We start from the raw sequence: 25,702 nt of genomic DNA, 5'->3' as shown, positions 1-25,702 counted from the left end.
CGAGATGGTCGGGCTTTGTTGAGATGTCGCCCCTCGGCGCGGGAGCGAGAGAGGTGGGTGTTGGGGGTGTTGGGGGTGGTGAGGGGTTAGGTCTCGACCCTTTGGGCGGGACTCTTTCAGGCGAGATGTCGCCCCTCGGTGAGAGAGATGGTCGGGCTTTGTTGAGATGTCGCCCCTCGGCGCGGGAGCGAGAGAGGTGGGTGTTGGGGGTGTTGGGGGTGGTGAGGGGTTAGGTCTCGGCCCTTTGGGTGGGACTCTTTCAGGCGAGACGTCGCCCCTCGGCGAGAGAGGTGGGTGTTGGGGGTGGTGAGGGGTTAGGTCTCGACCCTTTGGGCGGGACTCTTTTCAGGCGAGATGTCGCCCCTCGGTGAGAGAGATGGTCGGGCTTTGTTGAGATGTCGCCCCTCGGTGAGAGAGATGGTCGGGCTTTGTTGAGATGTCGCCCCTCGGCGCGGGAGTGAGAGAGGTGGGTGTTGGGGGTGGTGAGGCGTTAGGTCTCGACCCTTTGGGTGGGACTCTTTCAGGCGGGACGTCGCCCCTCGGCGAGAGAGATGGTCGGGCTTGGTTGAGATGTCGCCCCTCGGCGCGGGGGTGAGAGAGGTGGGTGTTGGGGGTGTTGGGTGGTGAGGGGTTAGGTCTCGGCCCTTTGGGTGGGCCTCTTTCAGGCGGGACGTCGCCCCTCGGCGCGGCCAAGAGGATGGGGAGGCCTGGGTTAGGCTTGGGCGCGCTCCGGGGTCCGGGGCGGGGCGCCGGGGGTTCGGCGGAGGGCCTTGACCACTGGTTCCACGAAGCGGGCGGCCAACGGACCCAGGATGGCCATGATGAGGACGTAGGCCGTGGCGAGTGCGGCGAGTTCGTCGGGAACTGCCCCCGAAGCGACGGCCAAGCCCGCGATGACTATGGAGAACTCACCGCGGGCGATCAAGGCGGCCCCTGCACGGAAGCGGCCGGGCATAGCAATACCGGCGCGTTTGGCGGCCCAGAACCCCGTGAGCATTTTGGTTGCCGCAGTGACGACGGCCAGCACAAGCGCCCAGCCGAGGACGGGCGGGATCGACGTGGGGTCGGTGTTGAGTCCGAACGCCACGAAGAAAATTGCCGCGAAAAGGTCCCGCAGCGGCTCAAGGATACGGGTGGCATTGTGGGCCGTTGCGCCGGATATGGCGATGCCCAACATGAACGCGCCAACGGCTGCGGAAACCTGGAGTGCAGAAGCGATGCCGGCTACCAGAAGGGCCAGCCCAAGAACGTTCAGCAGGAACACCTCGGAGTTCTCGCTGTGGACTGCCTGCGAGACGCGGTGGCCGTGCCTGAGTGCGATGACCAAAACCACGGTGACAACGGCGAGGGCAATGCCCACCGTCTGCAGCCCGCCAAGGAAACCAACGCCGGCAAGGATGGCAGTGAGGATGGGGAGGTAGATGGCCATGGCCAGGTCCTCGAAAACGAGGATGGAGAGAACCACGGGTGTTTCGCGGTTACCAATCCGGCCGAGGTCGGTGATGACCTTGGCCGCGATGCCGGACGAGGAGATGTAGGTAACGCCTCCCATGACGATGGCGCCCACCAGTCCCCAGCCGAGAAGGACGGCCAATCCTGCGCCAGGCAGGAAGTTGAAGACAAAATCCATGACCCCGGCCTGCCATGATCGCCGGAGGCCCGTCACCAGCTCGGAGGCCGTGTATTCCAATCCGAGCATCAGCAGCAGCAGAATGACGCCGATTTCGCCGGAAAGATGGGCGAACTCGTGCATGCCGTCCAGCTTGACGAACCCGCCCGCGCCGAAGGCCAGTCCACCCACGAGGTAGAGGGGGATGGGGGACATGCCGATTCGGCCCGCTAGTCGAGCCAAGAGGCCGAGGCAGAAGACGACGGCCCCCAGTTCAACGAGGGCGAGTGCGAGCGGGTCCATCCCGCTTAGCCGTTGCGAAGGATGTCGGCTGCCGAGTCAAGACCTTCCTGCGTGCCGACCGCTACGAGCAAATCACCGGTGTGAAGTACGACGTCGGGTGCGGGCGAGGGGACTACCTCGCCTTCGCGCATGATCGCGACGATGGAGACACCGCTGCGGGTGCGGATCTGTGCTTTGCCCATCGGCTGGTTGACGAAGGGCGAATCAGGAGTGATGGAGAACTGGCGGGTGACGATGCCGGGTATCTCGCGATGCTCTTCTGCCAGGCGCATGGCAATGTGCTGGCCGCCCAAGAGGTTCCCCAGCGTTGACGCTTCGTCGGCAGTCAACGGAATGGACGCCTGGCACGTGTCAGGATCGTCCCACGTCGAGACGAAAAGCTCCGTTTCGCCTTCCCGCAGCTCCACTACACCGATGCGACGGCCCGAGGCCGTGACGAAATCCTTGCGGACCCCAAGGCCCGGGAGTTCGGTCTCATCCACGTTCATAGCTCCACCCTAAACTGTCCTGAACCGGTCCGGTACGACCCTCGTACTTCAACCGGTTCCTTGTAGTTAACGCTCGGGAACCACAGCTATTTCCACTTTCGCCGGCGGCTTGACCGGCAGGATCACCAGGAGGCCGGCCAGCAGGACCACCATGATTCCGAGGATGCCCCAACGTTGGGCTTCGCCCTCGGCAACCAGGGGGGAGGCGATGGCGATGCACAAGGTGAAGAGAGTGGGGGCGAGGAAGCTGACGGCCCGACCGGTAGTGGCGTACAAGCCGAAGAGTTCGCCCGCCTCGCCTTCCGGTGCAAGCCTGGCCAGGTAGGCCCGCGAGGACGATTGCGCAGGGCCTACGAACAGGCACAGCAGCAGGCCGAAGATCCAGAACGTGTTGCTCCCCGGCCACTCATTACCGAGGAAAACGTAGTCCCCGTTGCCCAGCACCAGGATGAAGATGCCGGCGATGAGGAGGCCTACCAGCGAGAGGACGATGACGGATTTGGGTCCGATCCTGTCGTCCAGGAAGCCGCCGATGATGGCGCCGACGGCAGCGACCACGTTTCCGAAGATGGCGAAGAAGATGACTTCCTTGAGCTCGAAACCGAACGTACCTGCGGCGATGACCCCGCCGAAGGTGAAAACAGCCGCAAGGCCGTCACGGAAGATGGCGCTGGAGAGCAGGAAGTAGATGGTGTGCGGGCTGGTCCTGTAGATGGCGCCGATGCGTCGGATCAGCAACTTGTAAGAGGCCAGGAAGCCCAAGGAAGCGGTGGCCTTCTTCGCCGGAACTTCAGGGACGGCGAACATCACAGGCAGGGCAAAGATGAAGAACCATAGTGCAGAGAAGACTGCCACGAGCCTGATGTTGAGGGAGTCCTGCGTCGAGGCGCCAAACCAGTCGAAGGACGGCTGGACGAACAGTTGCAGGACCAGCAGAAGGGCAACGATGCCGCCCAGGTATCCCATGGCCCAGCCAAAGCCGCTGACCTTGCCTATGTTCTTGGGAGTGGAGATCTGCGCCAGCATGGCGTTGTAGTTGACGCCGGCGAACTCAAAGAAGACGTTGCCCAGGGCGATGAGGCAGACACCGAGCAACAGGAACTCGGGCTGGGGAAAGACAAAGAAGCAGAGCGCCGTGAGCACGGCAGTGGCAGCCGTGTTGACCCCGAGCCACAGCTTACGGCGGCCACCGGCGTCCGAACGCTGCCCGGTGACCGGAGCCAGCAGGGCAATGGCCAGTCCCGCGATGGCCAGGGCAGCACCCAGCGCTGCCGAGGCAGCGTCCTCTCCGCCGAAAGCACTGGATGTGAGGTAGACGGTGAAAACGAACGTGGTCATGACCGCATTGAAGGCGGCCGAGCCCCAGTCCCAGGACGCCCACGCAAGGATCTGGCCCTTCTTGGAGACGACAGGTCCTGAGGCGAGCTCGGAGGTCGGTTGGGAGGCTTCGGGAACTACGGCCGCGTTCATAGCTCGATGCTATAGCGGAGGGGAGAACGGCGGGCGGATGACAGCCCGCTATGTGGAGAACAGGGATTGAAACGTAACCTGCAGCCCTCTTCTTTGGCGAAAAACTGTCCGTCCCCCTTGATAAACTAGCTAAACCGAACCCAACGTATGACCGCCTGCTCCAACTTTGACAATTCGTTCCTGACTTTGCGGAGAAAACAGTGATCACAGTTCTCGCCATCACCTTTGTAGCGGCAACTGTGGCGCCCTTGATCTTCAGCAAACTCGGCAGGAATGCTTTCTACGTCCTGGCATCGGTCCCAGCGGCGGCCTTCATTTGGCTGCTCTTCCAGTACGGCCCTGTATATTCCGGTGGCGGCATAGAAGAAACCCTTCCGTGGATCCCCAGCTTGAAACTGGAGCTGGCTTTCCGCATGGATCCGTTGGCGTGGATCATGTCCCTCCTGATCCTCGGAGTAGGTTCCCTGGTGCTGGTCTACTGCGCCCGGTACTTCAAGAACAAGGACGCGGACCTCGGCGGCTTCGGCGCCCAATTGCTGGCCTTCGCCGGAGCCATGTTCGGCTTGGTGACCTCCGATGACCTCCTGCTGTTGTTCATCTTTTGGGAGCTCACCACCATCCTGTCCTACCTGCTGATCGGCTACGCGCGTACCCGTTTGGCAGCACGCCGCTCGGCACTGCAGGCGCTGATGGTCACCACCGCTGGTGGCCTCGCGATGCTCGTTGGCCTCATCATCATGGGCCAGGCAGCTGGAACTTACCGCATTTCGGCCATTTTGGACCAAGCCTCAACCCTCATGACCGGACCCATGCAGGGTGCGGTGACGGCCGCCGTCGTACTTATCCTGGCCGGTGCGGTGACGAAATCGGCGCTGGTTCCGTTCCACTTCTGGCTGCCGGGCGCCATGGCGGCCCCCACCCCAGTCAGCGCGTACCTGCACGCGGCGGCGATGGTGAAGGCCGGCATCTACATCGTGGCGCGCCTTGCTCCGGGCTTTTCCGAATCGGAATTGTGGCTGCCGGTGGTCCTGGGGCTCGGGTTGGCCACCATGCTTGTGGGTGGGTACCGGGCCCTCCGCCAGACCGATATCAAGCTCATCCTTGCCTATGGCACCGTGAGCCAGCTCGGCTTCCTCACCATGGTGGTGGGGCTCGGACGCCCGGATGCGGCGCTCGCCGGCCTCGGGCTGCTCCTTGCCCACGGCCTGTTCAAGGCGGCGCTGTTCCTGGTGGTGGGCATCATCGACCACCAGTCCGGAACGCGCGATATTCGTAAGCTCTCCGGCGTCTTCCGTTCATCGCGCGCCCTTGGAGTAGTTGCAGCGATCGCCGCGGCGTCCATGGCCGGGGTGCCTCCTTTGGCCGGCTTCGTTGCCAAGGAATCAGTCTTCGAAGCGTTCGTTCACTACGGCACGGGGAATGACGCTCCTGCCTGGGGTATCTGGATTTTGGTTGGACTGGTGATCGGGTCCATCCTGACGTTCGCCTACAGTGCCCGGTTCATGTGGGGCGCGTTTGCCACCAAGCCCGGCGTTGAACCCACTCCGTTCAAACCCATCAAGCCCGCCTTCCTGGCCGCGCCGGCCATCCTGAGCCTGCTCACCATTGCTTACGGTGTGTGGCCGGCTCCCGTCGACACCTGGATCCAGCCTTATGCAGCGCTGTTCGCCGACAGGCCGGACGCGGTCGACGCCGGGCACTTGGCTTTGTGGCACGGCCTCACCCCCGCACTGGGGCTGACAGCGATAACGTTCGCGGCGGGCGCTGCGATGTTCTATGGACGCAACATCGTGTCCCGGGCCCAAAGCCTGGTTCCGGACTGGGTTGATGGCGACCGCGCCTACCAGCACACCATCGGCGCGCTGGACGACATCGCTGTCTGGGTCACGGGCCGTACACAGCGTGGTTCGCTCTACTTCTACTTGACGGTCATCCTCACCGTAGCCTTCGCTGTACCGCTGGCTGCCTTGATTGCGGCCAACAAGCCCCTGCCCGAAGGCATCTACTTCATAGACCCCAACTCTCCGCTGCAAATGGTTGCCGGAGCGGGAATCGTGGTGGGTGCGTTGGCCGCCGTCCGGGCCAACAAGCGCTTCCTAGCGGTCCTTATGGTGTCCGTGACGGGCTACGGCATCGCCCTCATGTTTGCCCTGCAGGGCGCTCCGGACCTGGCGCTGACACAGATGCTGGTGGAGACCATCGTCCTGGTGGCGTTTGTGCTCGCGATGCGCAGCCTGCCGGCCGAGCTCCGGGACAGGACCGGCGGCAGGCTTCGGGTGATCCGTGTGATCATCGGTGCAGCGTTCGGCATCACCATGATCTTCGTGGCGATCTACGCCATGGGAGCCCGCGTGGCCACACCCATTTCCTTGGACTTCCCCCGTCTGGCGTACGAGGGCGGTGGCGGCCTGAACGTCGTCAACGTGACCTTGGTGGACATTCGGGCCTGGGATACGTTCGGCGAAATTTCGGTGCTCGCCATCGCGGCCACGGGCGTGGCCAGCCTGATCTTCGTTCGCAGCCGCGGTGATCGGATCAAGACCTCAGAGGCAGTGCCGGAAGGCAGCGTGGGGCGCCGCACCGGCGTCGACCGTGACTCCCGGGATGGTGCCACGCTGGCCGTGGCCAAAAAGTTCACTGACGTCAGCCGCGACGCCTGGCTGGTGGCGGGCCGCACCCTGGCTCCCGAACGCCGCTCGATCATCTTCGAAGTGGTGACCAGGCTGATTTTCCACTCGATGATCGTCTTCTCCATCTACCTGCTCCTCGCCGGCCACAACCTGCCAGGCGGCGGTTTCGCCGGTGGCCTCACCGCGGGCCTGGCCCTGACCATCCGCTACTTGGCGGGCGGCCGGTTCGAGTTGAGCGAGGCAGCGACAGTCAGCGCCGGGACCCTTTTGGGGACGGGACTCGCGACGGCGGCAGCCTCGGGTCTGGTGCCGCTCTTCCTCGGCGGACAGGTGTTCCAGAGTGCGATCATCGAGTTCTGGCTGCCGGTCTTCGGAGACGTCAAGTTTGTCACCTCCACCATCTTCGACATCGGCGTGTACATCGTGGTGGTGGGCTTGGCGCTCGACGTTCTCCGCAGCCTCGGTGCCGAAATCGACGAACACTTTGAGGGCAAGGGCGCGCCCCTCGCAGAGGAAGACGCCGCCGACCTTGCAGAAGAAGCCGCTGAATCCGCAGCATCCGGGAAAGGTACCGCATGAGCATCAACCTGACCCTGCTGATCGTCATGGGCGTTTTGTACGCCTGCGGCATCTACTTGATCCTGGAGCGGAGCCTGACGCGCGTGCTGTTGGGATTGATGTTGCTGGCCAACGCCACCAACATCCTGATCCTGACCACCGGCGGATACGCCGGGTTGGCGCCCTTGTTCACCAAGGAAACCAGCCCGGACGCCTATAGCGATCCGCTGCCCCAAGCGCTGATCCTTACCTCGATCGTCATTTCCTTTGCCGTGACGGCCTTCATGCTGGGCATTATCTACCGCACGTGGGTCCTGGCGCGGCAGGACGAAATCCAGGATGACCTCGAGGACCGCCGCGTTGCGGAGACGCCAAGCTTCGACGCCGAGGACGACGCCATTGTGCCGTTGGAAACCTCGGAGTTCGCCGTCACCCCTGCCAATACCTCGGACCACACTCACCCCGAAGCCACCGAGACCCCCAGCAAGGCACCAAACCAGGAAGGAGGCAGCGCGTGAATCTCGCAAACCTGTCGCCGCTAGCTGTCCTCCTGCCAATTCTGGGTGCCGCTCTTGCGTTCCTGTTGATCCGGCATCACACCGCCCAGCGCGTGGTGAGCATCGGCATCCTGAGTGCGACGCTGCTGCTCGAGTGCCTCCTGCTGATCTCTGTATGGGATGGCGGCACAACGTCAGTCACCCTGGGCGGATGGCTGCCGCCGTGGGGTGTGGTCCTGGTAGTGGACCAGTTCTCCTCGCTCATGTTGGTTGTCTCCACCGTGGTAAGCCTTGCGGTGTTGATCTACGCCACCGGTCAAGGAATGGCCGACGGCGACCAGGAAGCACCCGTCTCGATCTTCCACCCCACGTACCTGATCCTGGTGGCGGGCGTGTCCAACGCCTTCCTCACTGGCGATCTCTTCAACCTCTACGTAGGCTTCGAGATCCTGCTGACGGCAAGCTACGTGCTCATGACCTTGGGCGGCACGGGGCCCCGCATCCGTGCGGGCGTCACCTATGTGGTGGTGTCGGTGGTGTCATCCGTGCTGTTCCTGATCGCCATCGCCATGATCTACGGGGCCACGGGGACCATCACCATGGCGGACCTTGCCATCAAATTGGCGGAACTGGACCAAGGCACCCAGAACCTCCTGCACGTCATGCTCCTGGTGGCCTTCGGCATCAAGGCTGCCGTGTTCCCGCTGTCCTTCTGGCTCCCTGACTCCTACCCGACTGCACCGGCGCCGGTTACGGCCGTGTTCGCAGGCTTGCTGACCAAAGTGGGCGTCTACGCCATGGTCCGCACGGAAACGCTCTTGTTCCCCGGTGACACCCTGAATGTTCCCCTCATGGTGGTGGCGTTACTCACCATGGTGGTGGGCATCCTGGGTGCCTTGGCCCAAAGCGATATTAAACGTCTGTTGTCGTTCACTTTGGTCAGCCACATCGGGTACATGGTGTTTGGCCTGGCCATGAGTTCCGTTGCAGGGTTGGGCGCCGCCGTCTTCTACGTGGCGCACCACATTACCGTGCAGACCAGCCTGTTCCTGGTCACAGGTCTCATAGAACGCAGGGGCGGCAGTTCGTCCATTGACCGGTTGGGCGGTTTGGCCAAGCTCTCCCCGTTGCTGGCGTTGCTGTTCTTCATCCCGGCCATGAACCTCGCAGGCATCCCACCGTTCTCAGGCTTCCTGGGAAAGTTGGGTCTCCTGCAGGCCGGTGTGGAACTGGGCACACCCTTGGCCATCACGCTGGTGGTGGGTGGCGTGGTCACCAGCCTCCTGACGCTGCTGGCCATCGCCCGCGTATGGAACAGGGCCTTTTGGCGCAAGCCCGAAGACGCCGAGTATCCGGACCCTGCTCTCCTGAATCCCGGAAACGTGGGCGTCTTGCCGCGGACCATGGTTGGTTCGACGGCGGGACTGGTAGTTTTCGGGGTCGCGCTGACGGTCTTCGCCGGTCCGCTCTTCCACGTGGCTGACGGTTCGGCAGGGATCATGCTGGATCGTTCGGCGTATATCCACTCGGTCCTGGGCGACTCGGTCGAGGTGCCACCGCTTGGGCCGCCCGAGGAACTGCAGACGGGTGATGCCAAATGAGCCGTAAGCCCATTTCATTCCGCACCGAACTGCCCCTGCTCATTTGGTTGGTCATTGTCTGGGGCGCACTGTGGCGGGATTTCAGTCCCGGGAACCTGCTGTTCGGTGCGCTGATAGCCGTGCTGGTAGCCAAGCTGTTCTACCTTCCACCCGTGGAACTGAGCGGCAGGTTCAACATCCTGCGCGCCATTCCCTTCGCCCTGATGTTCCTCGCCAAAGTGGTGGCAGCGAGCTTCCTGGTGTTGTTCCTGGCCGTGGTCAAGGGACCCAAGGTGCGCAGCGCCGTCGTCGCCGTTCCCTTGCGCAGCCACTCGGACCTGATGGTGACGGCCACGGGGCACGTCATCTCGCTGATTCCGGGTTCGCTGGTGGTGGAAGTGGACCGGTCGACGTCCACGCTGTACCTGCATGCGCTCAATATCTACGAAGAAGCGGACATCGACAAAATTCGCGAGGAAGTCCAGACCATTGAAGCGCGGTTGATCCGGATCATGGGCACGCGCGAAGAAATGGAAGCCCTCAACGCCGAAGTACGTCCTGGAATGGAAGGGGCAGCACGATGAAGGAGATCATCCTTGTGGTCACGGCGGTGATCCTCAGCCTGGCTGCCGCGGGCGCGATTGTCCGGATCGCCATCGGCCCTTCCCTGCTGGACCGCGTGCTGGCCTCGGACGTCTTGCTGGCCATCCTGGGTGCTGCACTGGCGATCGACATGGCGATGAACAGGCACCTCAACAACCTGATGCTGCTGGTGGCCCTCGCGGTGATCGGTTTCATCGGATCTGTGACCGTTGCACGGTTCGTGGCTGAACGGAGGGAGCAGAACAATGAGTCCTGATGCCACCGGCGTGGATGTCGTGGTCGATGCTGTCACCGCAGTGTTCCTGGTGGTGGGCGCCTTGATGTCCTTGGGCGCTGCCATCGGTTTGCTGCGATTCCCGGACCTCATGAGCCGCATGCACGCAGCTACCAAGCCCCAGGTCCTGGGGTTGTTCCTCATGCTTGCTGCGATTGGCCTGCAAATGCGGACGTGGTGGGTTTGGCCGGTTTTGCTGGTGGCATGGATTTTCCAGTTGTTGACGGCACCTGTGTCCGCCCACATGGTGGGTCGCTCCGCCTACCGCACCAAGCACGGCCACCGCGAGATGCTCACGAAGGACGAACTCGAGGCTGTTGTGCAACGGGCGGCTGCGGGGCAAGAACCCCGGAACGACCGCTAAAAGTCCCAGTCACAGCAAACGCGGGGTCGCTCTGCGTCCACTGGTGTTCATTCCATCAGGTGGAGGCAAAGCGGCCCCGCGTTGTTGTCTGTGGTTGCGGGCTAGACGATGTCGTGCGTCTTGGCGAAACGGGCAATGGCACGCTGGGTGCCACGGCTGGCCAGCACCTGAATCAGGGTGCTGACGAAGGCTGAGATCAGCGCAAAAGTCAGTGCTGAACGCAAGCTCGTTTCCATGTCGTCGTTGCCCAGGGGTGGTTTGCTGCCAGTGGCCTTTTCCCACCCTTTGTTGACGAGTTTGGTGCCTACGAAGCCCGCTCCGAGGCTTACTCCGGCACCGATCAGCTTGAAGAAGAGGTTCATGCCCCCAGCCTAGCCTTCCGAGGGCCGACTCAAGAGTCAGTGGCGGCTTTCGCGCTCTTTCAGGAACGCTGCCAAGGACCCAACGGGGGCCAGCACGGGAACAACAGCGTGCTCTGCCGACCAGACAGCGTCCACGGTCTCAAACCCAGCGATTTCCTTGAGCAGGTAATAGGTGGGCGGCATCAGCTTCAATGTGCCGGCCGCTTCCGCTTCCAGGATTCCGGCCACCGGCATCCACAACGATTGCCAGGCCTCCGTGGTTTGATGCTGCGGCTCGGCTCCCGGGGAAGGCTTGGCAAGGTAGAAGTAGGTGTCAAAACGCTTCGGCATGTCCGTAGGCGTGATCCAGTTGGCCCAAGGGCGGAGATCCGCAGCGCTGATGCTGAGCCCGGATTCCTCCTGGACTTCGCGGATTGCGGCTGTGAGGACAGTCCCTGCGTTGGTTTCGGCCTGCGTTGAGCTGGTGCCCGTGCCGGTGCCGGTGCCGGTGCCGGAGTTGGCGTCGGCGCCGATGGAACTCGAACACCAGGCGGCAGCGTGGCGTTGAAGCAGGTCCGCTGGATAGTCCCAGCCTGACTCGTCCGCCGCATCCACCCGGCCGCCGGGAAAGACCACCATTCCGGCAGCGAAATCCATGGTGCTGACCCTGTGCTGGACGAACGCTTCGAGCCCGCCCGGGGCATCACGGAGAAGGATGACGCTGGCAGCGAGCCGGGGCTCGGATATGGTGCCGTCGGCGGCAGGGCCATCCTGAGTGGGTAGGTCCGTCATGAATGTGCCCCTTTGCCGCGGTCGAGTCTGCTGGATCATTCTCTCAGGTCTCTTCGTGTGGCGGCGTGAGGGGTGTAGAGCGGGCCTCGCAACGCAATGCAACGCACCCCGCTTCGTCCGATTGTGACCACGGCCCGGCAACGGACCAGCGCCCGCGACACACGCAGGTGTAAACTGAACCAGCCCATCAGGGCAGATTTGATAACGACAGGGGAGCGCCGCCGTCGGACCTTGCAGAGATGCAGGAGACGCGAGGGCGCTGAGAGTGCGGACAGCCGCAGACCCTCGAACCTGATCCGGTTAGTACCGGCGCAAGGGAGTCGAGCTTCTCAGAGTGTCCGGATCCGGACGGCGCAGGCCGGTTGGAATTCCGGGGAGCACTTTCCCCTCCTGTAACCTCAGGAGGCAGAAAATGACCACGGTAAACGTGAAGAAGACCAGTTATAACTGGCGTGTTGTAGACATCGTTGTGGCGGCCTTGATCGCCATCGCGGGCGGCGTGATCTTCTGGGCATGGTCCCAGGGCGCCGCACTGGTATCCATCCCCATGAACGCGACGTATCCGCCGCTCACCGGCCTGATCGCCGGTGGCTGGATGATCCCCGCAGTCCTGGGCATGCTCATTATCCGCAAGCCGGGCGCAGCGTTGTTCTGCGAAGCCGTCGCAGCCACCGGTGAGCTGATCATGGGTTCCCAGTACGGCACCACCGTTTTGATCTCCGGTGTCTTGCAGGGCCTCGGCGCCGAGCTGGTCTTCGCAGCTTTCCGGTACAAGAAGTTCAACCTGCCCACGGCCCTCCTCGCGGGTGCCGGTGCGGGCCTCTTCTGCGGCCTGAACGACTCCTTCCTCCCATGGGGCTGGAACATCGCCTATGAGGCAATGGACAAGCTGGCGTACATCACTTTCACTACCATCTCGGGTGCCATCATCGCCGGCGCACTGTCCTGGATTGCCACCCGTGGCTTGGCGAAAACCGGCGTGCTGAGCTCCTTCGCATCGCGCAAGGCCGCGTCGGAGCCCGTCTTCAGCTGATGCCCGCCACGCAGAGCGGCAGCAACAACAGCAGCCCGGTACGGCCTGCCGCCATCTCCGCCGAGGGCTGGGGTTGGCGGCATGCCGGCCGGTCCACTCCGGCCATTCATGGGTTGGACCTCCGGATTGAACCGGGCGAGCGGGTTCTCCTTCTGGGACCATCCGGTGCCGGCAAATCAACGCTGCTGCACGCCCTCGCCGGTGTGCTGGGCGATGAGGAAGACGACTCGGACGAGTCCGGTTCACTGCTGATCGATGGCGTCGCGCCCCGGGAGCAGCGTGGCCGCGCCGGGTTGATGCAGCAGGACCCGGAAACGCAGGTGGTCTTGTCGCGGATTGGCGACGACGTCGCCTTCGGTGCCGAGAACCTTGCTGTGCCCCGGGACGAGATCTGGTCCCGCGTCCATGAAGCGCTCGACGACGTGGGGTTGCGTACCGCCGCGGGCGGCGGTTTGGCCTTGGACCACCCGACGGCGGCACTCTCCGGAGGGCAGAAGCAGCGCCTTGCGCTGGCGGGTATTTTGGCGATGCGACCCGGCTTGATCCTCTTGGACGAGCCCACGGCCAACTTGGATCCGGCAGGCGTGCTGGAAGTACGTGACGCGGTGAAGCGTTGCCTGGACAAGACCGGCGCCACACTGGTGGTGGTGGAACACCGCGTGTCCGTGTGGAAAGACCTCGTGGACAGGATCGTCGTCCTGGCACCGGGCGGAGTCCTCTTGGACGGCCCACCGGACCAGGTCCTGTCCGAGGCCCGCAGCAAGTTGATGGCTGCAGGCGTCTGGGTGCCGGGGTACGTTCCCGCAACCCGCGAACGACGCAGCCAAACCCACACCGCCCCACTGCTCCTCGCAGCCCAGGACCTCGCAGTTTCCCGGCAAAAACCGCGGCGCAAGGGTTTCAAGACCTTCCCGCCCGTCCCGGTGCAAACGGGAATCACCGCGCAGGTCAGGGCCGGCCAAGCACTGACCATCACTGGTCCCAATGGTGCCGGAAAGTCCACGTTCGCGCTCACGTTGGCCGGCCTTTTGGCGCCGGTGGACGGTACGGTGAGTGCCGCCGTCGAGCTTTCCGAGGGGGCCGGCATTGACCCGTTCAAGTGGAAAGCAGACCAGCTGATTTCACGGATCGGGACGGTGTTCCAGGAACCGGAGCACCAGTTCGTCACGGGCAAGGTGCTGGACGAGCTCATGTTTGGGCCCAGGCATCTGGGCCACGGCGAAGAACGCGTGGACGAACTGTTGGAGCGGCTGCGGCTGACTCATCTGGTCGACGCCAATCCGTATACGTTGTCCGGCGGCGAGAAGCGGCGGCTTTCGGTGGCCACCGTGCTGGCCGCGCACCCCAAAGTCCTGGTGCTCGACGAGCCTACGTTCGGCCAGGACGCCAATACGTGGGCCGAATTGGCGTCGTTCCTTTCAGAGTTGCTGGACGCCGGGACAGCCGTGGTCTCCGTGACCCACGATCAGGAGTTCAGCGCAGTGCTCGGCGGAACGGAGCTGCGGCTCGGTCCGGTACACCATGGTGAAGCCACGCATCAGGAAGCGGGTGCAGCATGAGGGATGCGTTGAACCTCCGCGGGAACCATGCCCTGCTGACCCGAGCCAACCCCTTGGCAAAGTTCGTGTCCGTTTTCCTGATTTCCCTGGTGCTGGCCTTGTCCATCGACTGGGTATCGGCGTCCACGGCCTTGGTTGCGGAGCTGGCGTTGTTTCCGCTCGCCGGGCTGACGCTCAGGCTTCTGTGGCAGCGCGCTTGGCCCCTGATCATCGCGGCCGCGATCGGCGGCTGGAGCACTGCGATTGTGGCGGCGGACAGCGGCGCTGTACTGCTCGACGTCGGACTCTGGTCCATCAGCGAAGGTTCCCTTGAGCTGGGGCTGGGTTTCATGGTGCGCGGGTTGGCGATCGCGTTGCCGGCGATCCTGCTAATGACCTGCACGGACCCAACGGACCTGGCCGATGCGCTGGCGCAGAAGGCGAAGCTGCCACACCGCTTTGTCCTCGGCTCCCTGGCGGCCATGAGGCTGGTGGGCCTCATGGCCGAGGAATGGCAGACCATCGGCATGGCCCGCCGGGCCCGCGGCGTCGGTTCCCAAGGCAGCCCGCTGCAACGGCTGAAGGCCACTCTTGGCCAGAGCTTCGGGCTGTTGGTCCAAGCTGTTCGGAGGGCATCCCGGCTGGCAGTGACCATGGAAGCGCGCGGCTTCGGCGGCGGTCAGCGGACGTGGGCCCGCGAATCCACGTACTCGTTGCTGGACGCGTGGGTACTGCTGGGCGGCGTGGTCATCGCGAGCGGTGCCGTGCTCGCGGCCGTGGGTGCGGGAACGTGGAGCTTCGTCTGGCGTTAGGAAGCCTGCTGTTCCTGGATCTCGTCAAAACCTGCCCGCGTCAGGAACCCCAGCTGGGCTTCCTTCTCGGCGAGCTGGATGATGGGTCCCAGCTCAAAGCAGGTGGCCTCCAGACGACGCAGCGCCTTGGCGTTGCGTGAATCCGGTTCCACCACAATCCGGTCCTTGCCCGGCAGGGAGAACATGTACTTGATCAGGGACGTACCGAGTTTGGGCGTGAAGTGCGGGATGGGCCGGGTGGCGGGGGCCAACAGCAAGTGCATGCCGATGTCTGCTTCGCGTGCGGGGTAGGCCTCGCCCACGGGGTCGTGAAGTGGCTCGTAGGTCTGGAAAAGGGCCAACGGTTCGCCGTCAAGGACGGCCAGGAACGCGTGGTGGGTCTCCAGCGAATCAAGGAACTCGTAGATCCCCTGGACTTCTTCGCGGGAATTCTCCGTCATTCCCCAGAACTTGGCGCGGGGCTGGGTAACCCATTCGAAGATGAGGTCGATGTCCTCGGCGGGGACCAGCGGCACAAGCCGCAGCGCCCCCCATCCCTCGAGGTCTTCGGAGTAGATGGTGGTGCGGACAGAGAAGTCCTGGGCGGTGGTGGTCATGGCTTCCTTCGGGCTGATGCGTGACTGACGTGACTGATGGGATGCGGGAACGGGGTGGGTCAGGGAGTGTCTTTGATCAATTCGGGCCAGTCAGTGACCACCGGAGCGAGTTCCCCGGCGGTCCAGAGCGGGAGTTGGTCGGCAAAGTGCTGGTGGCCAGGCGTACCGGAGGCGCCGAAAGGCACGATCCAACGGCTGTTGCGCCGCTCGGACAGGTCCCAGACGTAGCGGGCCACGGAGCCCCGAAAGCTTCGGTCATCCACGCCGGGCAGGCTCTCGGTGCAAAGCACACACCCCGTATCTCCGCTGAGGTCGGCCGTGGGTGCGGCAGCCGCGAGCGGGCCGGGGAGGACGTGAACGGCCAACAGCGTGTGCCTGTCGCTCCAGGAGCCCGGCCCGGGCTCCTCCAGCGAAACGTCCTCGAGCGCTGCGGCAGCTTCCACTCCGACGCTGATGCCGAGTTCCGAGCCGCGTACCAAAAGGGTCTCAAGCGCAAAGCCGATCCTGGATGCCACTGACAACCACGGACCGAACAAGGGCGAGTAGCCGGTTGGCTCGTTCAACGGCGCCAGCGCGGAATGTTGTGCCAGGCGCCGGACCAATGAGCCCCGCCACGCCGCAAACACTGCGGCGTGATGGCTCCCGGCGTCCATGCGGCCGTCCCACTCCAGCAGCAGCGAACGCAGTCCCGAGGCATCCCGGGATAAATCATCAGCGTCCAGGCCGGACAGCACCGACCGGAACAACGGCCACGGACCCAGGAGGGTGTCGGTATGGATGGACTGCATGTCGTCCACGGACAACGGCCCCGAAGCCGACTCAAGCAACCCACGGATGCGCAACGCCCGATGCGCGGGGGCGAACTCCAGGGCTACGGCGTCGCCGCCTCCCGCCGCACGGTCGTTCGCGCTCACGGCAAACTGCTCCACCTCCGTGCGGGGCAGGATCACGTACTGACCGTCCCACCCATGGCGGGCCGAGAAGGCCGGCGCGGGCAACCTCCTGTTGGCGGGATTGCGCTGCGGAACAAGCCCGGCAACAAAGTGCCGCACTGCTCCGGAGGTGTCTCCGGCCACCACGCTGTTGACGGGCTCAACCCAGGCATCGAACGCCGCTTCAACCTCGGAGACGCTCCGGCTCCGCAGCAGCGGCAGGAGGGCCTCGAAACCAAGCCGCCCCTCGACGCGCGCAGGGAAGCGCAAACTCAGCGCCCCGCCGTCGGGCGCTTCAGAGATCACCGAACCCCGCGCGGTCTCGATGACCTCAACGGTGACCGGCTCACCGTCGCGGACGGTGATGGTTTCGGCACTCACGACGGCGGGTTCCCAGCCTTGCGCTCCCCGCGCCTCGATGCGTTCCCCGGTGGCGTCCGTGACCCGGCGCAGTTCTTCCTCGAAGAGGTCCTGATAGTCGGCCATGGCGTTGGTGATGGCCCAGGCGGTATGCCCTGTGTGGGCGAAGTGCGGGAGCCCGGGGACGCCGGGGAACGCGAAACCGATCGCGTCGAAGTCCGGGCAGGCGAGCCGTACCTGCTGGTACACGCCGGGGAGTTCCATGAGGCGGTGGGGGTCGCCGGCGATCAGCGGGAGGCCGCTCACGGTCGTCGAGCCGTGTGCGGCCCAGGCGTTGCTGCCTGACCAGACGGGAGCTTCGATGCTGAACAGGCTCACGGCGTCGTCGCCCAATGTCCGCGTGACGTGGGCCCTGAACAGCTTGTTGGGGAACGTGGAGAAGAGGATGTGATGGACCAGGAAGACACCCAGCGGCGTCCACGGATTCCATGGCTCCGGCGCGCAGGCGGATTCGACGAATTCGGGGCCGCCGCGGAGTCCGTCTGCCAGCGCTTGGTTGATGCCGGCCACGTACTGTCCGCACCAACGCTGAGTGTCGGCGTCGAGGTTTTCGAAGCAGCGGCGCGCGGTGTCATCCAGCCGGGCTTGACGGGCAAACCGGTCCCAGACCACAACCTCGGCACCCAGGACTTCAGCTGTGCGGCCTTCGGAGCGCCACCTTTCCAGCTCGATCTGCCAAGAGCGGTCAGTGGCCACGTTCATGCCCTGGAGGAAGGCGAGATCGTCGGAAGAATCCGCCCACAAATGGGGGATTCCCCACTGATCTCGGTAGGTTCCGGGGCCGCCTGCCGGGGCGGGAGGATGCGTCGGGGCAGGCGTCATAATCTCAGGCCGCTTTCGAGCTTAGGTTAGGCTTACTTAAGCTCAAGATAAATGGCTTTGGCCCCGTTCACAAATCGTGGCCGTTCGTGAAGGAGTGTTGCTTGAAGCGCAATTGGGAAGGCGTCGTGCTCAAAGTCATGGGCGCCAAGGATTTCACGCTGGAAGTCACCGGGAAGGAAGAAATCACCCCGGACTTCCTCCGCGTGCACGTGCGCGACGGTGGACTGCTGGAGCGAAGCGGACTGCATCCCACCATGTGGATCCGGCTGTGGTTCCATGATTCCGGCAAGGCCCACCAGCGTGCCTACACCCTGGTCAACGCTTCCCTTGCGGACGGCACGTTCAGCATGGACTTCGCGATGCACAACGGTGTGGCCGCCGATTGGGCCCGCTCCGTCCAGGCCGGCGACACCATCGACGCCACCGTGCAGGGCAGTTCCTTCACGTTCCCGCAGCCCGCTCCGCGCCGGATCTGGGTAGTGGGCGATCCCGCCTCCATCCCGGCCATCAACTCGTTGCTGGACGAGCGGGAACTCACTGCCGGGGGCGCGGCTCCCGTGACCGCCTGGCTTGAATACCAGCACGACGCCGACCCCTCGCTGGAGGTGCGGACGTCAGAGTCCGACGTCGTCAGCTGGGTTCCGCGCAAACGTGACGGTGCCGCGTTGGTTGAGGAAGTCTGCGATACGCTCACTGCGGAGATCGTGTCCGTGGACAACGACTTCTTCTGGATCGCCTGCGAAGCTTCCAGCACCCGGGCAATCGTGAAACACCTGCGGAAGACGCTGGGCGTGGACAAGCACCGGATCGACGCACTGGGGTACTGGCGCGTCTAGGAACCGCGGCGTTTCCATCGCGGCGTTTCTGCGGGCTTCAGACGCTACTCGCGCCAGGTGAGGAAGCCCTTCTTCCCCTCCGGCGGGGTGAGGACCACGTCCCGGCCGTACTTCTTCTGTGCGTCAGCGCCGAAGAAGGCATCCGGGATAATGCGGATTGCCTTGGCCACCTTCCCGTCCTTCAGGAAGACGAACAACGCGGGCGACGCCGTGTAACGGTTCTCCTTGGTCAGAGGCTCGCCGAAGGCTGCTTCGATGTCCTTGGCCGGCGTTCCCTCCGTCACGAAACCCGCCTGGTCCCACTCAAAGTCCGTGGCGTCAGCCAGTTTCAAGGCCGTCCCGTTCTTCGCGGACTCGAGCACCTGGCTGTTGAGCTTCTCGTTCGATTCGGGCATGACAGATCCTCCTAGTGAACACGCGGCCAGGGCGCAGGCCAGGATGAGAGTGAGCAAGCCGGCGAGGGTAGGGCGGCCTGCAAGAGTGGGGCGGTCTGCAAGAGTGGGGTGGCCTGCGGAAGTCCGCGGCCGTCGTCGAGCCTGTGTTTGGTGGTGGAACCTCACGAGGTGGTCCTCGACTCGTCATTGAACTCCGGATCCTCGCCCGGGGCTGGCTCGGCATTGTTGGCATCGCCGGTTTGGTCCATGGGGACCTCATTGGACGGGTGGGGCAGCAGGTCCTGTCCCACCACCACAGTGTCGCCGTTGTTCACAGCTTCCTCGATCAAATCCGCAAGCTCCTCAGCGCTGGCATCCGGGTTGGCTATGGCCACATTGCGGCCCACCTCATTGTTGTACAGATCCATGGCTTCGCGCGGCGCGGGGTTGCCGGGGAGCTGCTCGTGCGCCGTGGCGTAGTCCTCTGCCCAGTCCGCACCGAACTCCTTGACCATGAGCGCGTTCCAATATGCGTGACGGAAGGCATCGTTCTGGTCATCGTTGCGGTCGGCGCTGGGGAAGCGCTCGTCGGCAGTGCTGAAGGCGTCATCGTGAATGCCTTTGAAGGCGTTCATCTCGAAAGGACCCAGCCCGTTGAGGAGTTCCGCTTCCTTTTCGGTGACCTCCCTTTGGTCAACCACGAAGCGCAGGGGGTCCCAGTCCCCGGGCCAATTGGTGGTCTCGGCGTCGCTGACCTGGTATTTGTCCAGGATTTCCTGGGGTGTGGGCTGGTCGGGGTTGGGATTGGCTGCGGTTTTGGTGGTGTCGTCCCCGGAGTTGCCGGAACTGCCTGAGCTGCCGGAACCGCTGCCTGAGCTGCCGGAACCGCTTGAACCACTGCCGGAACCGCCGCTTCCCTCCGTGGACGCGGACGACTGTTGGTCGGCGTTGGTGAGCACGGACTGCGAGGCCTCTTCCAAGCCTCGCGTGGTCCTCTCCAGCAACGGCCTCAGGCGGCCTTGCCAATCTGCGGCAAAACGCTTGGCGTCCTGCCCCTGCCAGCCGCCGCCCTGGCCGGTCAAGCCTTGGCCGATCACGGAGTCGAGCTCACGGGCCCGGCTGGTCAGCAGTGACGCTCCGTTGGCCAACGCCTTGGAGAGTGCTTTGAGTTGGTCGACGTCGGCGCCGTAGAAAGGCATGTTTCCCCCTGAGCTTTCCCTCCATGCTTTGGTATTGTCCCGCCGACCGCAATGGGGACTTCTGCCCGGTGGCACCTGAGGGAAAGCGTTCGCCCGCGGCGACCGACCGCCGTCGTGCCCTATATCTCACGGATCGGGTATGGTGTGACGTTTACCGCTCAAACGGCGTTTTGAGTGGGACTTCTAGCTCACCTGTGATATTTCTTGGTTATGACGCAACCTACCGCTGAACACGTAGGCCTTCTGCTCCGCAACGCCCGTGGCGAAAAAGGATGGACGCAGGGGCAGTTGGCCACCGAGCTTGGAACCAGCCAGAGCGCGATCGCCCGGATGGAGCAAGGTAAACAGAATCTCAGCCTCCGGATGATCGAACGGCTTGAGGCAATATTCGGCCGATCAATCGTCAAAGTGGGCAAGCCCCAGATGACCCACCTCCGGGTGGAAGGCGGCAAGACCCTGTCCGGCGAAGTGGATGTCAACAGCAGTAAGAATGCCGGTGTGGCGCTTTTGTGCGCCAGCCTCATCAACCGCGGAACCACCACGCTGCGCCGCCTGGCCCGCATCGAAGAAGTCAACAGGATTGTTGAAGTACTGACTTCCATTGGCGTCGAATGTACGTGGCTCAATGGAAGCGACCTCCGGATCCGCAGGCCCGAGGTCCTGGACCTCGGTTCCATGGATGTGGACGCTGCCCGCCGTACCCGCAGCGTCATCATGCTGCTGGGCCCACTCCTGGACGAGACCAGTGAGTACTTGCTGCCCTACGCTGGTGGCTGCGACCTCGGAACGCGCACAGTGGAGCCGCACATGCAGGCACTGCGCCAGTTCGGGCTTGAGGTTGAAGCGAAGTCCGGATTCTATTCCGTGACTGCACCCCCGGCCGATGTCCACCACCGTTCCTTCGTCCTCACCGAACGTGGCGACACCGTTACTGAAAACGCCATCATGGCCGCCGCGCACCGCGAAGGCACCACTGTCATCCGCAACGCCAGCCCCAACTACATGGTCCAGGACCTCTGCTTCTACTTGCAGGGCCTGGGCGTCGAGATCGAGGGCGTCGGCACCACAACCCTGAAGATCACCGGCCGTTCCGCCATTGATGTGGAGATCGAGTACTTCCCGTCCGAGGACCCCATCGAGGCCATGAGCCTGATCACCGCGGGCATCGTGACCAATTCCGAGGTCACCATCCGCCGGGTTCCCATCGAATTCATGGAGATCGAGCTCGCCACGTTGGAGCAGATGGGCCAGAAGCTTGAAATCTCCGGCGAATACATGGCACGCAATGGCCGGACCCGTCTGGTGGACGTCACCACCAAGCCGTCCGTGCTCCGCGCGCCGCAGGACAAGATCCACCCCATGCCGTTCCCGGGCCTGAACATCGACAACCTGCCGTTCTTCGCTGTGATCGCGGGCAACGCCGAGGGCCAGACCATGATCCACGACTGGGTCTACGAGAACCGTGCCATCTACTTGACGGAACTCAACAAGCTGGGCGCCCAGGTGCAACTGCTGGATCCGCACCGGATCTACGTCAACGGACCCACTAAGTGGCGCGCTGCCGAAATCGGCTGCCCGCCTGCCCTGCGCCCCGCCGCCTGCTTGCTCCTGGCGATGCTCGCTGCCCGGGGCACGTCCGAGCTCCGCAACATCTACGTGATCGAGCGCGGCTACGAAGACCTGGCCGAGCGGTTGAACACCATCGGCGCCAAGATCGAGTACTTCCAGGACTAGGTTCCCGGCGTACGCCAGCAACGGATCGGTAGCGCACCCGCTTCCGCCATCCGCGCCAGCACCCTCTGGTGCGGAAGGCGGGAAGGGTGCGCTCCCCGCGTTCCCCGCTGCCCCTCCAGCCACTGTCCTCCACCGGCCTCCTGACGCAGAATGGAGCATGCGGACTTTCGGGGTCGAGGAGGAGCTGCTCATCGTCCATCCTGTGACGGGAGAGCCCCTTGCCCTCGCGGATGCGCTGCTTGCGGGCCACCACCAGCCCGCATCCGCAACGAGCCTCAGCCACGAACTCAAGCTGGAGCAGATCGAGACCCAGACCCGGCCCTGCCACAGCTACGGTGATCTTCTGCATCAGATCCGCCGCGGCAGGGCCATGGCCAACGAAGCGGCCCGTCCGCACGGAGCGCGGGTTGCTGCAATCGCTACCTCTCCGCTTGATTCGAACACCCACACCACCCCTGATCCCCGCTATGCTGCGATGCTCGACCGCTTTGGCATCATCGCAACCGAGCAACTGACATGCGGATTCCACGTACACACCTCTGTTGAGTCCCCCGAGGAAGGTGTGGTGGTGCTGGACCACATCCGCGACAAACTGGCTGTTCTCACGGCCCTCACCGCCAACTCACCCTACTGGCGCGGCCTTCCCACCGGTTTCGACAGCTACCGCACCCAGGCATGGAACCGCTGGCCCACCTCTGGACCGTCCGGCGTGTTCGGATCGCTCACTGCCTACCGGCGCATCGTGAACCGGCTGTTGGAAACAGGCGTGATCCTGGATGAGGGCATGATCTACTTCGACGCCCGCATCTCCCGGAACCACCCCACCGTGGAGGTCCGCGTAGCCGACGTCTGCCTCCGCGCCGAGGACGCCGCATTGATTGCGGTGCTGGTGCGGGCTTTAGTGGAGACGGCTTCCTTGGAAATGCTCGACGGCGTTGAGCCCACCGCGGTGCCCACGGCACTCCTGCGGATGGCGAGTTGGCAGGCCAGCAATGCGGGCTTGCGTGGAGAGCTCCTGGACTTCGGTGACTTCCGTCCCCAGCCGGCAGCGGACGTGGTTTGGGCGCTGGTGGACTATGTGAGCCCGGTACTGGATGACCAAGGCGAATTGGAGCTGGTCAAAACGGGGATCTCAGAACTGCTGGAGCGGGGAAATGGCGCCCACGAGCAACGGGAAGCGGCGGTGCGGTACAACAGCAGGCAGCGCGGCAGCCAGAACCAGCCGGGCAGTCCGCCCACCAGCGCAGCCCTGGCCGCCGTCGTCGGGCATGCAGCGAAGGTGACGGTTCGCGGAACCTCCGCCGATGCGCACAAGGAGCCCGCGCCGATGCTGACCCGGGTCAGGAGGCCTTAGGCTTGGTCGGCTTCCGCTTCTTTCCACGCCATCAAGTAGGCGCCAGTGAGACCCTCCACCAGATAGAAGCAGAACGGCGGGATGTCCTTTTTCGCTACCAGAATGGCGCCGTAGACAGGCGCGCTGATGGCGGCGGTGACGCCGATCCAGCGTTGTGTGGGCAAGGAAAGAAGACTCCCGCCCAAGGCGGCCAATGCCACAACATGCAATCCGGAATAGGCCAGGAAAGGCGCGTTGGATCCCCGGCGGTAGGCAAAACCCTCAAGGTCTGAAGCCCGCCGGGCGAGACTGGAGACGAAGAACGGGGCGCCGGCGAGCAATGCGGCGGCGGCAGCGAAAGCCCACTTCTTCGCTTTTCCGCGTGGTGCATTGTGGCCAGAAACGCCGTCCGTGTCCGGAACGCCGTCCTGGCCCGGAACAGCACGGGCAAACGCGGCGAATCCCACCGGCACGGCGACCGTTCCCACGGCGGTCAGGTGTTGGCCCACGATCCAACCGCGCCGTCCGGAGGTCAGCATGCGCAGGCGTTCGGCATCGTCCGGTGTGATGTAGACGCGCGAGACCGGCGAGATTCCCACGAACCACACCACCGTGCCGGCAACGATGACCGCTCCGGCACGGCGATAGGGATGGTTCCCGCTCATGGCAGCAAGGTTAGACCTGTTTGAGGGCCTTCTCCAGATCCAGGATGAGGTCGTCCACGTCTTCCAGTCCTACAGACAAGCGGACCACGCCGTCGGTGAGCCCGATCGCAGCCCGGCCTTCCGGTCCCATGGCCCGGTGGGTAGTGGTTGCGGGGTGGGTGATGAGGGACTTGGAATCGCCCAGGTTGTTGGAGATGTCAATGACGCGGAGGCCATCGAGCAAGGCGAACGCAGCCTCTTTGGCCGAGCGTCCGGCCGAAGGAGACAGCTCGAACGTCAGCACGGTGCCGCCGGCCTTCATCTGCTTTGCGGCAAGCTCGTACTGTGGGTGGGACGTGAGCAGCGGGTACTTTACCCAGCTGATGGCGGGCTGCTGCTCGAGCCACTCCGCGATCTTCAAAGCGGATGCCGAGCTGTGGTTTACCCGCAGTCCGATGGTCTCCAATCCCTTGGTCAGCACCCAGGCATTGAACGCGGATAGAGAGGGGCCGGTGTGGCGCATGAGTTGCTTGACGGGACCATCGATGAACTCTTTGGTGCCCAGGATCGCGCCGCCGAGGACACGACCTTGGCCGTCAATGTGCTTGGTGCCGGAGTACACGATCACGTCCGCGCCCAGCTCACCGCAGCGCTGCAGCAGGGGAGTGGCGAAGACATTGTCCACCACGACGGTTGCCCCGGCGGCATGCGCCAGTTCGCTGACGGCGGCGATGTCGACGATCTCCTGCATGGGATTGGACGGCGACTCAAAGAACACGGCAGTGGTCGGTTCCGAGAGGGCTTCACGCCACTGATCCAGATCCGGGCCGTCAACGAACACGGTTTCCACGCCCCAGCGGGGCAGTATTTCGTTGAGGATCACGAAGCAGGAGCCGAACAGCGAGCGGGCGGCAACCACGCGGTCGCCTGCAGCCAGCAGGGCACCCAGGGCAGTGAAGACCGCGGACATGCCGGAGGCAGTCGCAAAGCACGCCTCAGTGCCTTCGAGCAGCCTCAGCCGCTCCTGGAATGTGGCGACGGACGGGTTGCCGTAGCGGGAGTAAACGAAGCGTTCGTCCTCGCCGGTGAAGGCACGTTCGGCAGCAGCGGCCGATTCGTAGACAAAGCCGGAGTTCAGGAAAACGGGCTCGGAAGTTTCCTGGAAGTTGGTGCGGTCAAGGCCACCACGAACGGCCTGGGTGTCAGGGCTCCAGCCGGCGGCGTCGGGATTGAAAGTCACTTACTCGGTCCCAAGATTCGTCGGCAGGCCACGGTTCTTCCAGCCGTTCACGGTGCGCTCACCGTAGCGGTCCGGTTCGCCTTCGAAGCCCTCAAGAACGTTGTACGCGGTGAAGCCGGCCTGCGTAGCGGCAATGGCGGCGGAGATGGAGCGCTGCCCGGAGCGGCAGATGAAGACGAGCTCCACGGCGTCGTCCTCGGGTGCCTGCTGCTGCAGGTCCTCGATGAAGCGGGAGTTCGGGATACCGCCGGCGAGGTTCCACTGGATGAACAGGGGATCGTTCTCGGTGGCTTTGGTGTCGGGGATGCCGATGTGGGCCCACTCGCCCTCGGTGCGCACATCCACCAGGATGGCGCCTTCTTCAAGCTTGGCCCACGCGTCCTGCGGGGTCAGGTCACCTGCGTAGCTCATGCGTGGCCCTCGAATGCTTCTTCATCGTCGTAGTTCTCAAGCTGGTCCACTGCGTTGGCGACGGCGGCATCAGCATTGGCGATCGCCGCGGGCAGCACAATTGCTTGGGCCACGATGACTTCCGTGCCGTTGAAGGTGGCTGCCGGGCTGCCATGGAGCACATAGCCTTCGGCGAGGGAGTTGTGGATACGCTCGCAGAAATCGCGGTTATCCGGGCCTGTAATCAGGCGGTAAGAGAGTTTTTCTTCAGTGGGTTCAGGCATTGCTGG

25 protein-coding genes and 1 riboswitch are annotated in these 25,702 nt (G+C 63.9%); of the genes, 12 read left to right on the top strand and 13 right to left on the bottom strand.

Going from position 1 to position 25,702, the window contains the following annotated elements; genetic code table 11:
* Nucleotides 1-712: 712 nt before the first annotated feature.
* The 3 genes from ACIQLI_RS15190 to ACIQLI_RS15180 form a co-directional block, all read right to left on the bottom strand.
* Complete coding sequence (locus tag ACIQLI_RS15190; protein ID WP_354227399.1) at nt 713-1,912, bottom strand: cation:proton antiporter; 1,200 nt, start codon at nt 1,910-1,912, stop codon at nt 713-715.
* A gap of 5 nt (nt 1,913-1,917) precedes the next feature.
* The gene (locus ACIQLI_RS15185) at nt 1,918-2,400 is read right to left on the bottom strand and encodes a cation:proton antiporter regulatory subunit (protein ID WP_089596429.1); all 483 of its coding nucleotides are present in this window, start codon (nt 2,398-2,400) and stop codon (nt 1,918-1,920) included.
* Between the two features lie 66 nt (nt 2,401-2,466).
* Complete coding sequence (locus ACIQLI_RS15180) at nt 2,467-3,870, bottom strand: MFS transporter (RefSeq protein ID WP_400389979.1); 1,404 nt, start codon at nt 3,868-3,870, stop codon at nt 2,467-2,469.
* Between the two features lie 200 nt (nt 3,871-4,070).
* Between ACIQLI_RS15180 and ACIQLI_RS15175 the strand changes: the two genes are divergently transcribed.
* Genes ACIQLI_RS15175 through mnhG form a run of 6 tightly spaced genes read left to right on the top strand, consistent with a single transcriptional unit; the run spans nt 4,071 to nt 10,376 of the window.
* A complete protein-coding gene (locus ACIQLI_RS15175; RefSeq protein ID WP_400389978.1) occupies nt 4,071-7,079 on the top strand; it encodes a Na+/H+ antiporter subunit A in 3,009 nt (1,002 codons plus the stop codon).
* Nucleotides 7,076-7,576 carry a Na(+)/H(+) antiporter subunit C gene (locus ACIQLI_RS15170; protein WP_354227402.1) on the top strand — a complete coding sequence of 167 codons (501 nt, stop codon included), beginning with the start codon at nt 7,076-7,078 and terminating at the stop codon, nt 7,574-7,576. The genes ACIQLI_RS15175 and ACIQLI_RS15170 overlap by 4 nt, the downstream gene beginning before the upstream one ends.
* A complete protein-coding gene (locus ACIQLI_RS15165) occupies nt 7,573-9,156 on the top strand; it encodes a Na+/H+ antiporter subunit D (RefSeq protein ID WP_354227404.1) in 1,584 nt (527 codons plus the stop codon). Before ACIQLI_RS15170 ends, ACIQLI_RS15165 begins: the two co-directional genes overlap by 4 nt.
* A complete protein-coding gene (locus ACIQLI_RS15160) occupies nt 9,153-9,719 on the top strand; it encodes a Na+/H+ antiporter subunit E (RefSeq protein ID WP_400389975.1) in 567 nt (188 codons plus the stop codon). Before ACIQLI_RS15165 ends, ACIQLI_RS15160 begins: the two co-directional genes overlap by 4 nt.
* Complete coding sequence (locus ACIQLI_RS15155) at nt 9,716-9,994, top strand: monovalent cation/H+ antiporter complex subunit F (RefSeq protein ID WP_089596423.1); 279 nt, start codon at nt 9,716-9,718, stop codon at nt 9,992-9,994. Before ACIQLI_RS15160 ends, ACIQLI_RS15155 begins: the two co-directional genes overlap by 4 nt.
* Nucleotides 9,984-10,376 (top strand): monovalent cation/H(+) antiporter subunit G, encoded by a 393-nt coding sequence (mnhG, locus tag ACIQLI_RS15150; RefSeq protein ID WP_354227408.1) that lies wholly within the window; start codon nt 9,984-9,986, stop codon nt 10,374-10,376. The genes ACIQLI_RS15155 and mnhG overlap by 11 nt, the downstream gene beginning before the upstream one ends.
* Nucleotides 10,377-10,477: 101 nt before the next feature.
* Here mnhG and ACIQLI_RS15145 read toward each other — a convergent pair whose 3' ends face one another.
* Together ACIQLI_RS15145 and ACIQLI_RS15140 are read right to left on the bottom strand one after the other, a co-directional pair.
* Entirely contained in the window at nt 10,478-10,738 is a 261-nt protein-coding gene (locus tag ACIQLI_RS15145; RefSeq protein ID WP_354227410.1) for a DUF4235 domain-containing protein, read from the bottom strand.
* 36 nt (nt 10,739-10,774) lie between these two features.
* A complete protein-coding gene (locus tag ACIQLI_RS15140) occupies nt 10,775-11,509 on the bottom strand; it encodes an NUDIX hydrolase (RefSeq protein WP_400389972.1) in 735 nt (244 codons plus the stop codon).
* A 199-nt stretch (nt 11,510-11,708) separates the two neighbouring features.
* Nucleotides 11,709-11,845, top strand: a riboswitch (TPP riboswitch).
* Nucleotides 11,846-11,921: 76 nt separating this feature from the next.
* On the opposite strand from ACIQLI_RS15140, the gene ACIQLI_RS15135 reads away from it, so the two are divergent.
* From ACIQLI_RS15135 to ACIQLI_RS15125, 3 genes are read left to right on the top strand one after another with little or no spacing between them, the layout of a single operon-like run.
* Nucleotides 11,922-12,542 (top strand): ECF transporter S component, encoded by a 621-nt coding sequence (locus tag ACIQLI_RS15135; RefSeq protein ID WP_354227414.1) that lies wholly within the window; start codon nt 11,922-11,924, stop codon nt 12,540-12,542.
* On the top strand, nt 12,542-14,101 hold the full coding sequence (locus tag ACIQLI_RS15130; protein ID WP_400389970.1) for an ABC transporter ATP-binding protein: 1,560 nt from the start codon (nt 12,542-12,544) through the stop codon (nt 14,099-14,101). Before ACIQLI_RS15135 ends, ACIQLI_RS15130 begins: the two co-directional genes overlap by 1 nt.
* On the top strand, nt 14,098-14,892 hold the full coding sequence (locus ACIQLI_RS15125; RefSeq protein ID WP_400389968.1) for an energy-coupling factor transporter transmembrane component T family protein: 795 nt from the start codon (nt 14,098-14,100) through the stop codon (nt 14,890-14,892). Before ACIQLI_RS15130 ends, ACIQLI_RS15125 begins: the two co-directional genes overlap by 4 nt.
* Here ACIQLI_RS15125 and ACIQLI_RS15120 read toward each other — a convergent pair.
* Both ACIQLI_RS15120 and ACIQLI_RS15115 read right to left on the bottom strand, forming a co-directional pair.
* Entirely contained in the window at nt 14,889-15,488 is a 600-nt protein-coding gene (locus ACIQLI_RS15120) for a GNAT family N-acetyltransferase (RefSeq protein ID WP_400389966.1), read from the bottom strand. The two genes, ACIQLI_RS15125 and ACIQLI_RS15120, sit on opposite strands and share 4 nt — an antisense overlap.
* Before the next feature lie 59 nt (nt 15,489-15,547).
* Nucleotides 15,548-17,662, bottom strand: a complete 2,115-nt coding sequence (locus ACIQLI_RS15115) for a penicillin acylase family protein (RefSeq protein WP_400389965.1) — start codon at nt 17,660-17,662, stop codon at nt 15,548-15,550.
* A gap of 101 nt (nt 17,663-17,763) precedes the next feature.
* On the opposite strand from ACIQLI_RS15115, the gene ACIQLI_RS15110 reads away from it, so the two are divergent.
* On the top strand, nt 17,764-18,498 hold the full coding sequence (locus ACIQLI_RS15110) for a siderophore-interacting protein (RefSeq protein WP_400389963.1): 735 nt from the start codon (nt 17,764-17,766) through the stop codon (nt 18,496-18,498).
* Between the two features lie 44 nt (nt 18,499-18,542).
* Here the strand turns inward: ACIQLI_RS15110 and ACIQLI_RS15105 are convergent, their stop codons facing one another.
* Together ACIQLI_RS15105 and ACIQLI_RS15100 are read right to left on the bottom strand one after the other, a co-directional pair.
* A complete protein-coding gene (locus ACIQLI_RS15105; protein WP_400389961.1) occupies nt 18,543-18,893 on the bottom strand; it encodes a hypothetical protein in 351 nt (116 codons plus the stop codon).
* Nucleotides 18,894-19,054: 161 nt separating this feature from the next.
* The gene (locus ACIQLI_RS15100) at nt 19,055-20,071 is read right to left on the bottom strand and encodes a DUF6973 domain-containing protein (protein WP_400389959.1); all 1,017 of its coding nucleotides are present in this window, start codon (nt 20,069-20,071) and stop codon (nt 19,055-19,057) included.
* A gap of 210 nt (nt 20,072-20,281) precedes the next feature.
* Here ACIQLI_RS15100 and ACIQLI_RS15095 point away from each other — a divergent pair, with 210 nt between their 5' ends.
* Together ACIQLI_RS15095 and ACIQLI_RS15090 are read left to right on the top strand one after the other, a co-directional pair.
* Nucleotides 20,282-21,805 carry a UDP-N-acetylglucosamine 1-carboxyvinyltransferase gene (locus ACIQLI_RS15095; protein WP_400389957.1) on the top strand — a complete coding sequence of 508 codons (1,524 nt, stop codon included), beginning with the start codon at nt 20,282-20,284 and terminating at the stop codon, nt 21,803-21,805.
* A 157-nt stretch (nt 21,806-21,962) separates the two neighbouring features.
* Nucleotides 21,963-23,159 (top strand): glutamate--cysteine ligase, encoded by a 1,197-nt coding sequence (locus ACIQLI_RS15090; RefSeq protein WP_354227431.1) that lies wholly within the window; start codon nt 21,963-21,965, stop codon nt 23,157-23,159.
* Here the strand turns inward: ACIQLI_RS15090 and ACIQLI_RS15085 are convergent.
* The 4 genes from ACIQLI_RS15085 to ACIQLI_RS15070 are packed head-to-tail and all read right to left on the bottom strand — an operon-like array spanning nt 23,156 to nt 25,696.
* Nucleotides 23,156-23,803 (bottom strand): hypothetical protein, encoded by a 648-nt coding sequence (locus tag ACIQLI_RS15085; RefSeq protein WP_400389955.1) that lies wholly within the window; start codon nt 23,801-23,803, stop codon nt 23,156-23,158. The two genes, ACIQLI_RS15090 and ACIQLI_RS15085, sit on opposite strands and share 4 nt — an antisense overlap.
* A 10-nt stretch (nt 23,804-23,813) precedes the next feature.
* Nucleotides 23,814-25,022: an O-succinylhomoserine sulfhydrylase gene (locus ACIQLI_RS15080; protein ID WP_089596409.1), complete on the bottom strand. Its 1,209-nt coding sequence runs from the start codon at nt 25,020-25,022 to the stop codon at nt 23,814-23,816.
* The gene (locus tag ACIQLI_RS15075) at nt 25,023-25,433 is read right to left on the bottom strand and encodes a rhodanese-like domain-containing protein (RefSeq protein WP_159708158.1); all 411 of its coding nucleotides are present in this window, start codon (nt 25,431-25,433) and stop codon (nt 25,023-25,025) included.
* Nucleotides 25,430-25,696 carry a DUF1737 domain-containing protein gene (locus ACIQLI_RS15070; RefSeq protein WP_089596407.1) on the bottom strand — a complete coding sequence of 89 codons (267 nt, stop codon included), beginning with the start codon at nt 25,694-25,696 and terminating at the stop codon, nt 25,430-25,432. The genes ACIQLI_RS15075 and ACIQLI_RS15070 overlap by 4 nt, the downstream gene beginning before the upstream one ends.
* Nucleotides 25,697-25,702 lie beyond the last annotated feature (6 nt).

The sequence above is a fragment of the Paenarthrobacter sp. NPDC091669 genome (genome assembly GCF_044756725.1).
Lineage (GTDB): Bacteria > Actinomycetota > Actinomycetes > Actinomycetales > Micrococcaceae > Arthrobacter > Arthrobacter bambusae_C.
The sequence above is the reverse complement of the archived record's forward strand: the minus strand, read 5'-3'. Positions and strand labels throughout refer to the sequence as shown.

Coding starts and splice junctions, on each gene's coding strand:
- ACIQLI_RS15070 (WP_089596407.1), bottom strand. CDS start 25,696: ATGCCTGAACCCACTGAAGAAAAACTCTCTTACCGCCTGATTACAGGC.
- ACIQLI_RS15145 (WP_354227410.1), bottom strand. CDS start 10,738: ATGAACCTCTTCTTCAAGCTGATCGGTGCCGGAGTAAGCCTCGGAGCG.
- ACIQLI_RS15160 (WP_400389975.1), top strand. CDS start 9,153: ATGAGCCGTAAGCCCATTTCATTCCGCACCGAACTGCCCCTGCTCATT.
- ACIQLI_RS15075 (WP_159708158.1), bottom strand. CDS start 25,433: ATGAGCTACGCAGGTGACCTGACCCCGCAGGACGCGTGGGCCAAGCTT.
- ACIQLI_RS15085 (WP_400389955.1), bottom strand. CDS start 23,803: ATGAGCGGGAACCATCCCTATCGCCGTGCCGGAGCGGTCATCGTTGCC.
- ACIQLI_RS15185 (WP_089596429.1), bottom strand. CDS start 2,400: ATGAACGTGGATGAGACCGAACTCCCGGGCCTTGGGGTCCGCAAGGAT.
- ACIQLI_RS15105 (WP_400389961.1), bottom strand. CDS start 18,893: ATGCCCGAATCGAACGAGAAGCTCAACAGCCAGGTGCTCGAGTCCGCG.
- ACIQLI_RS15155 (WP_089596423.1), top strand. CDS start 9,716: ATGAAGGAGATCATCCTTGTGGTCACGGCGGTGATCCTCAGCCTGGCT.
- ACIQLI_RS15130 (WP_400389970.1), top strand. CDS start 12,542: ATGCCCGCCACGCAGAGCGGCAGCAACAACAGCAGCCCGGTACGGCCT.
- ACIQLI_RS15135 (WP_354227414.1), top strand. CDS start 11,922: ATGACCACGGTAAACGTGAAGAAGACCAGTTATAACTGGCGTGTTGTA.
- ACIQLI_RS15090 (WP_354227431.1), top strand. CDS start 21,963: ATGCGGACTTTCGGGGTCGAGGAGGAGCTGCTCATCGTCCATCCTGTG.
- ACIQLI_RS15115 (WP_400389965.1), bottom strand. CDS start 17,662: ATGACGCCTGCCCCGACGCATCCTCCCGCCCCGGCAGGCGGCCCCGGA.
- ACIQLI_RS15140 (WP_400389972.1), bottom strand. CDS start 11,509: ATGACGGACCTACCCACTCAGGATGGCCCTGCCGCCGACGGCACCATA.
- ACIQLI_RS15170 (WP_354227402.1), top strand. CDS start 7,076: ATGAGCATCAACCTGACCCTGCTGATCGTCATGGGCGTTTTGTACGCC.
- ACIQLI_RS15095 (WP_400389957.1), top strand. CDS start 20,282: ATGACGCAACCTACCGCTGAACACGTAGGCCTTCTGCTCCGCAACGCC.
- ACIQLI_RS15190 (WP_354227399.1), bottom strand. CDS start 1,912: ATGGACCCGCTCGCACTCGCCCTCGTTGAACTGGGGGCCGTCGTCTTC.
- ACIQLI_RS15125 (WP_400389968.1), top strand. CDS start 14,098: ATGAGGGATGCGTTGAACCTCCGCGGGAACCATGCCCTGCTGACCCGA.
- ACIQLI_RS15120 (WP_400389966.1), bottom strand. CDS start 15,488: ATGACCACCACCGCCCAGGACTTCTCTGTCCGCACCACCATCTACTCC.
- ACIQLI_RS15100 (WP_400389959.1), bottom strand. CDS start 20,071: ATGCCTTTCTACGGCGCCGACGTCGACCAACTCAAAGCACTCTCCAAG.
- ACIQLI_RS15180 (WP_400389979.1), bottom strand. CDS start 3,870: ATGAACGCGGCCGTAGTTCCCGAAGCCTCCCAACCGACCTCCGAGCTC.
- mnhG (WP_354227408.1), top strand. CDS start 9,984: ATGAGTCCTGATGCCACCGGCGTGGATGTCGTGGTCGATGCTGTCACC.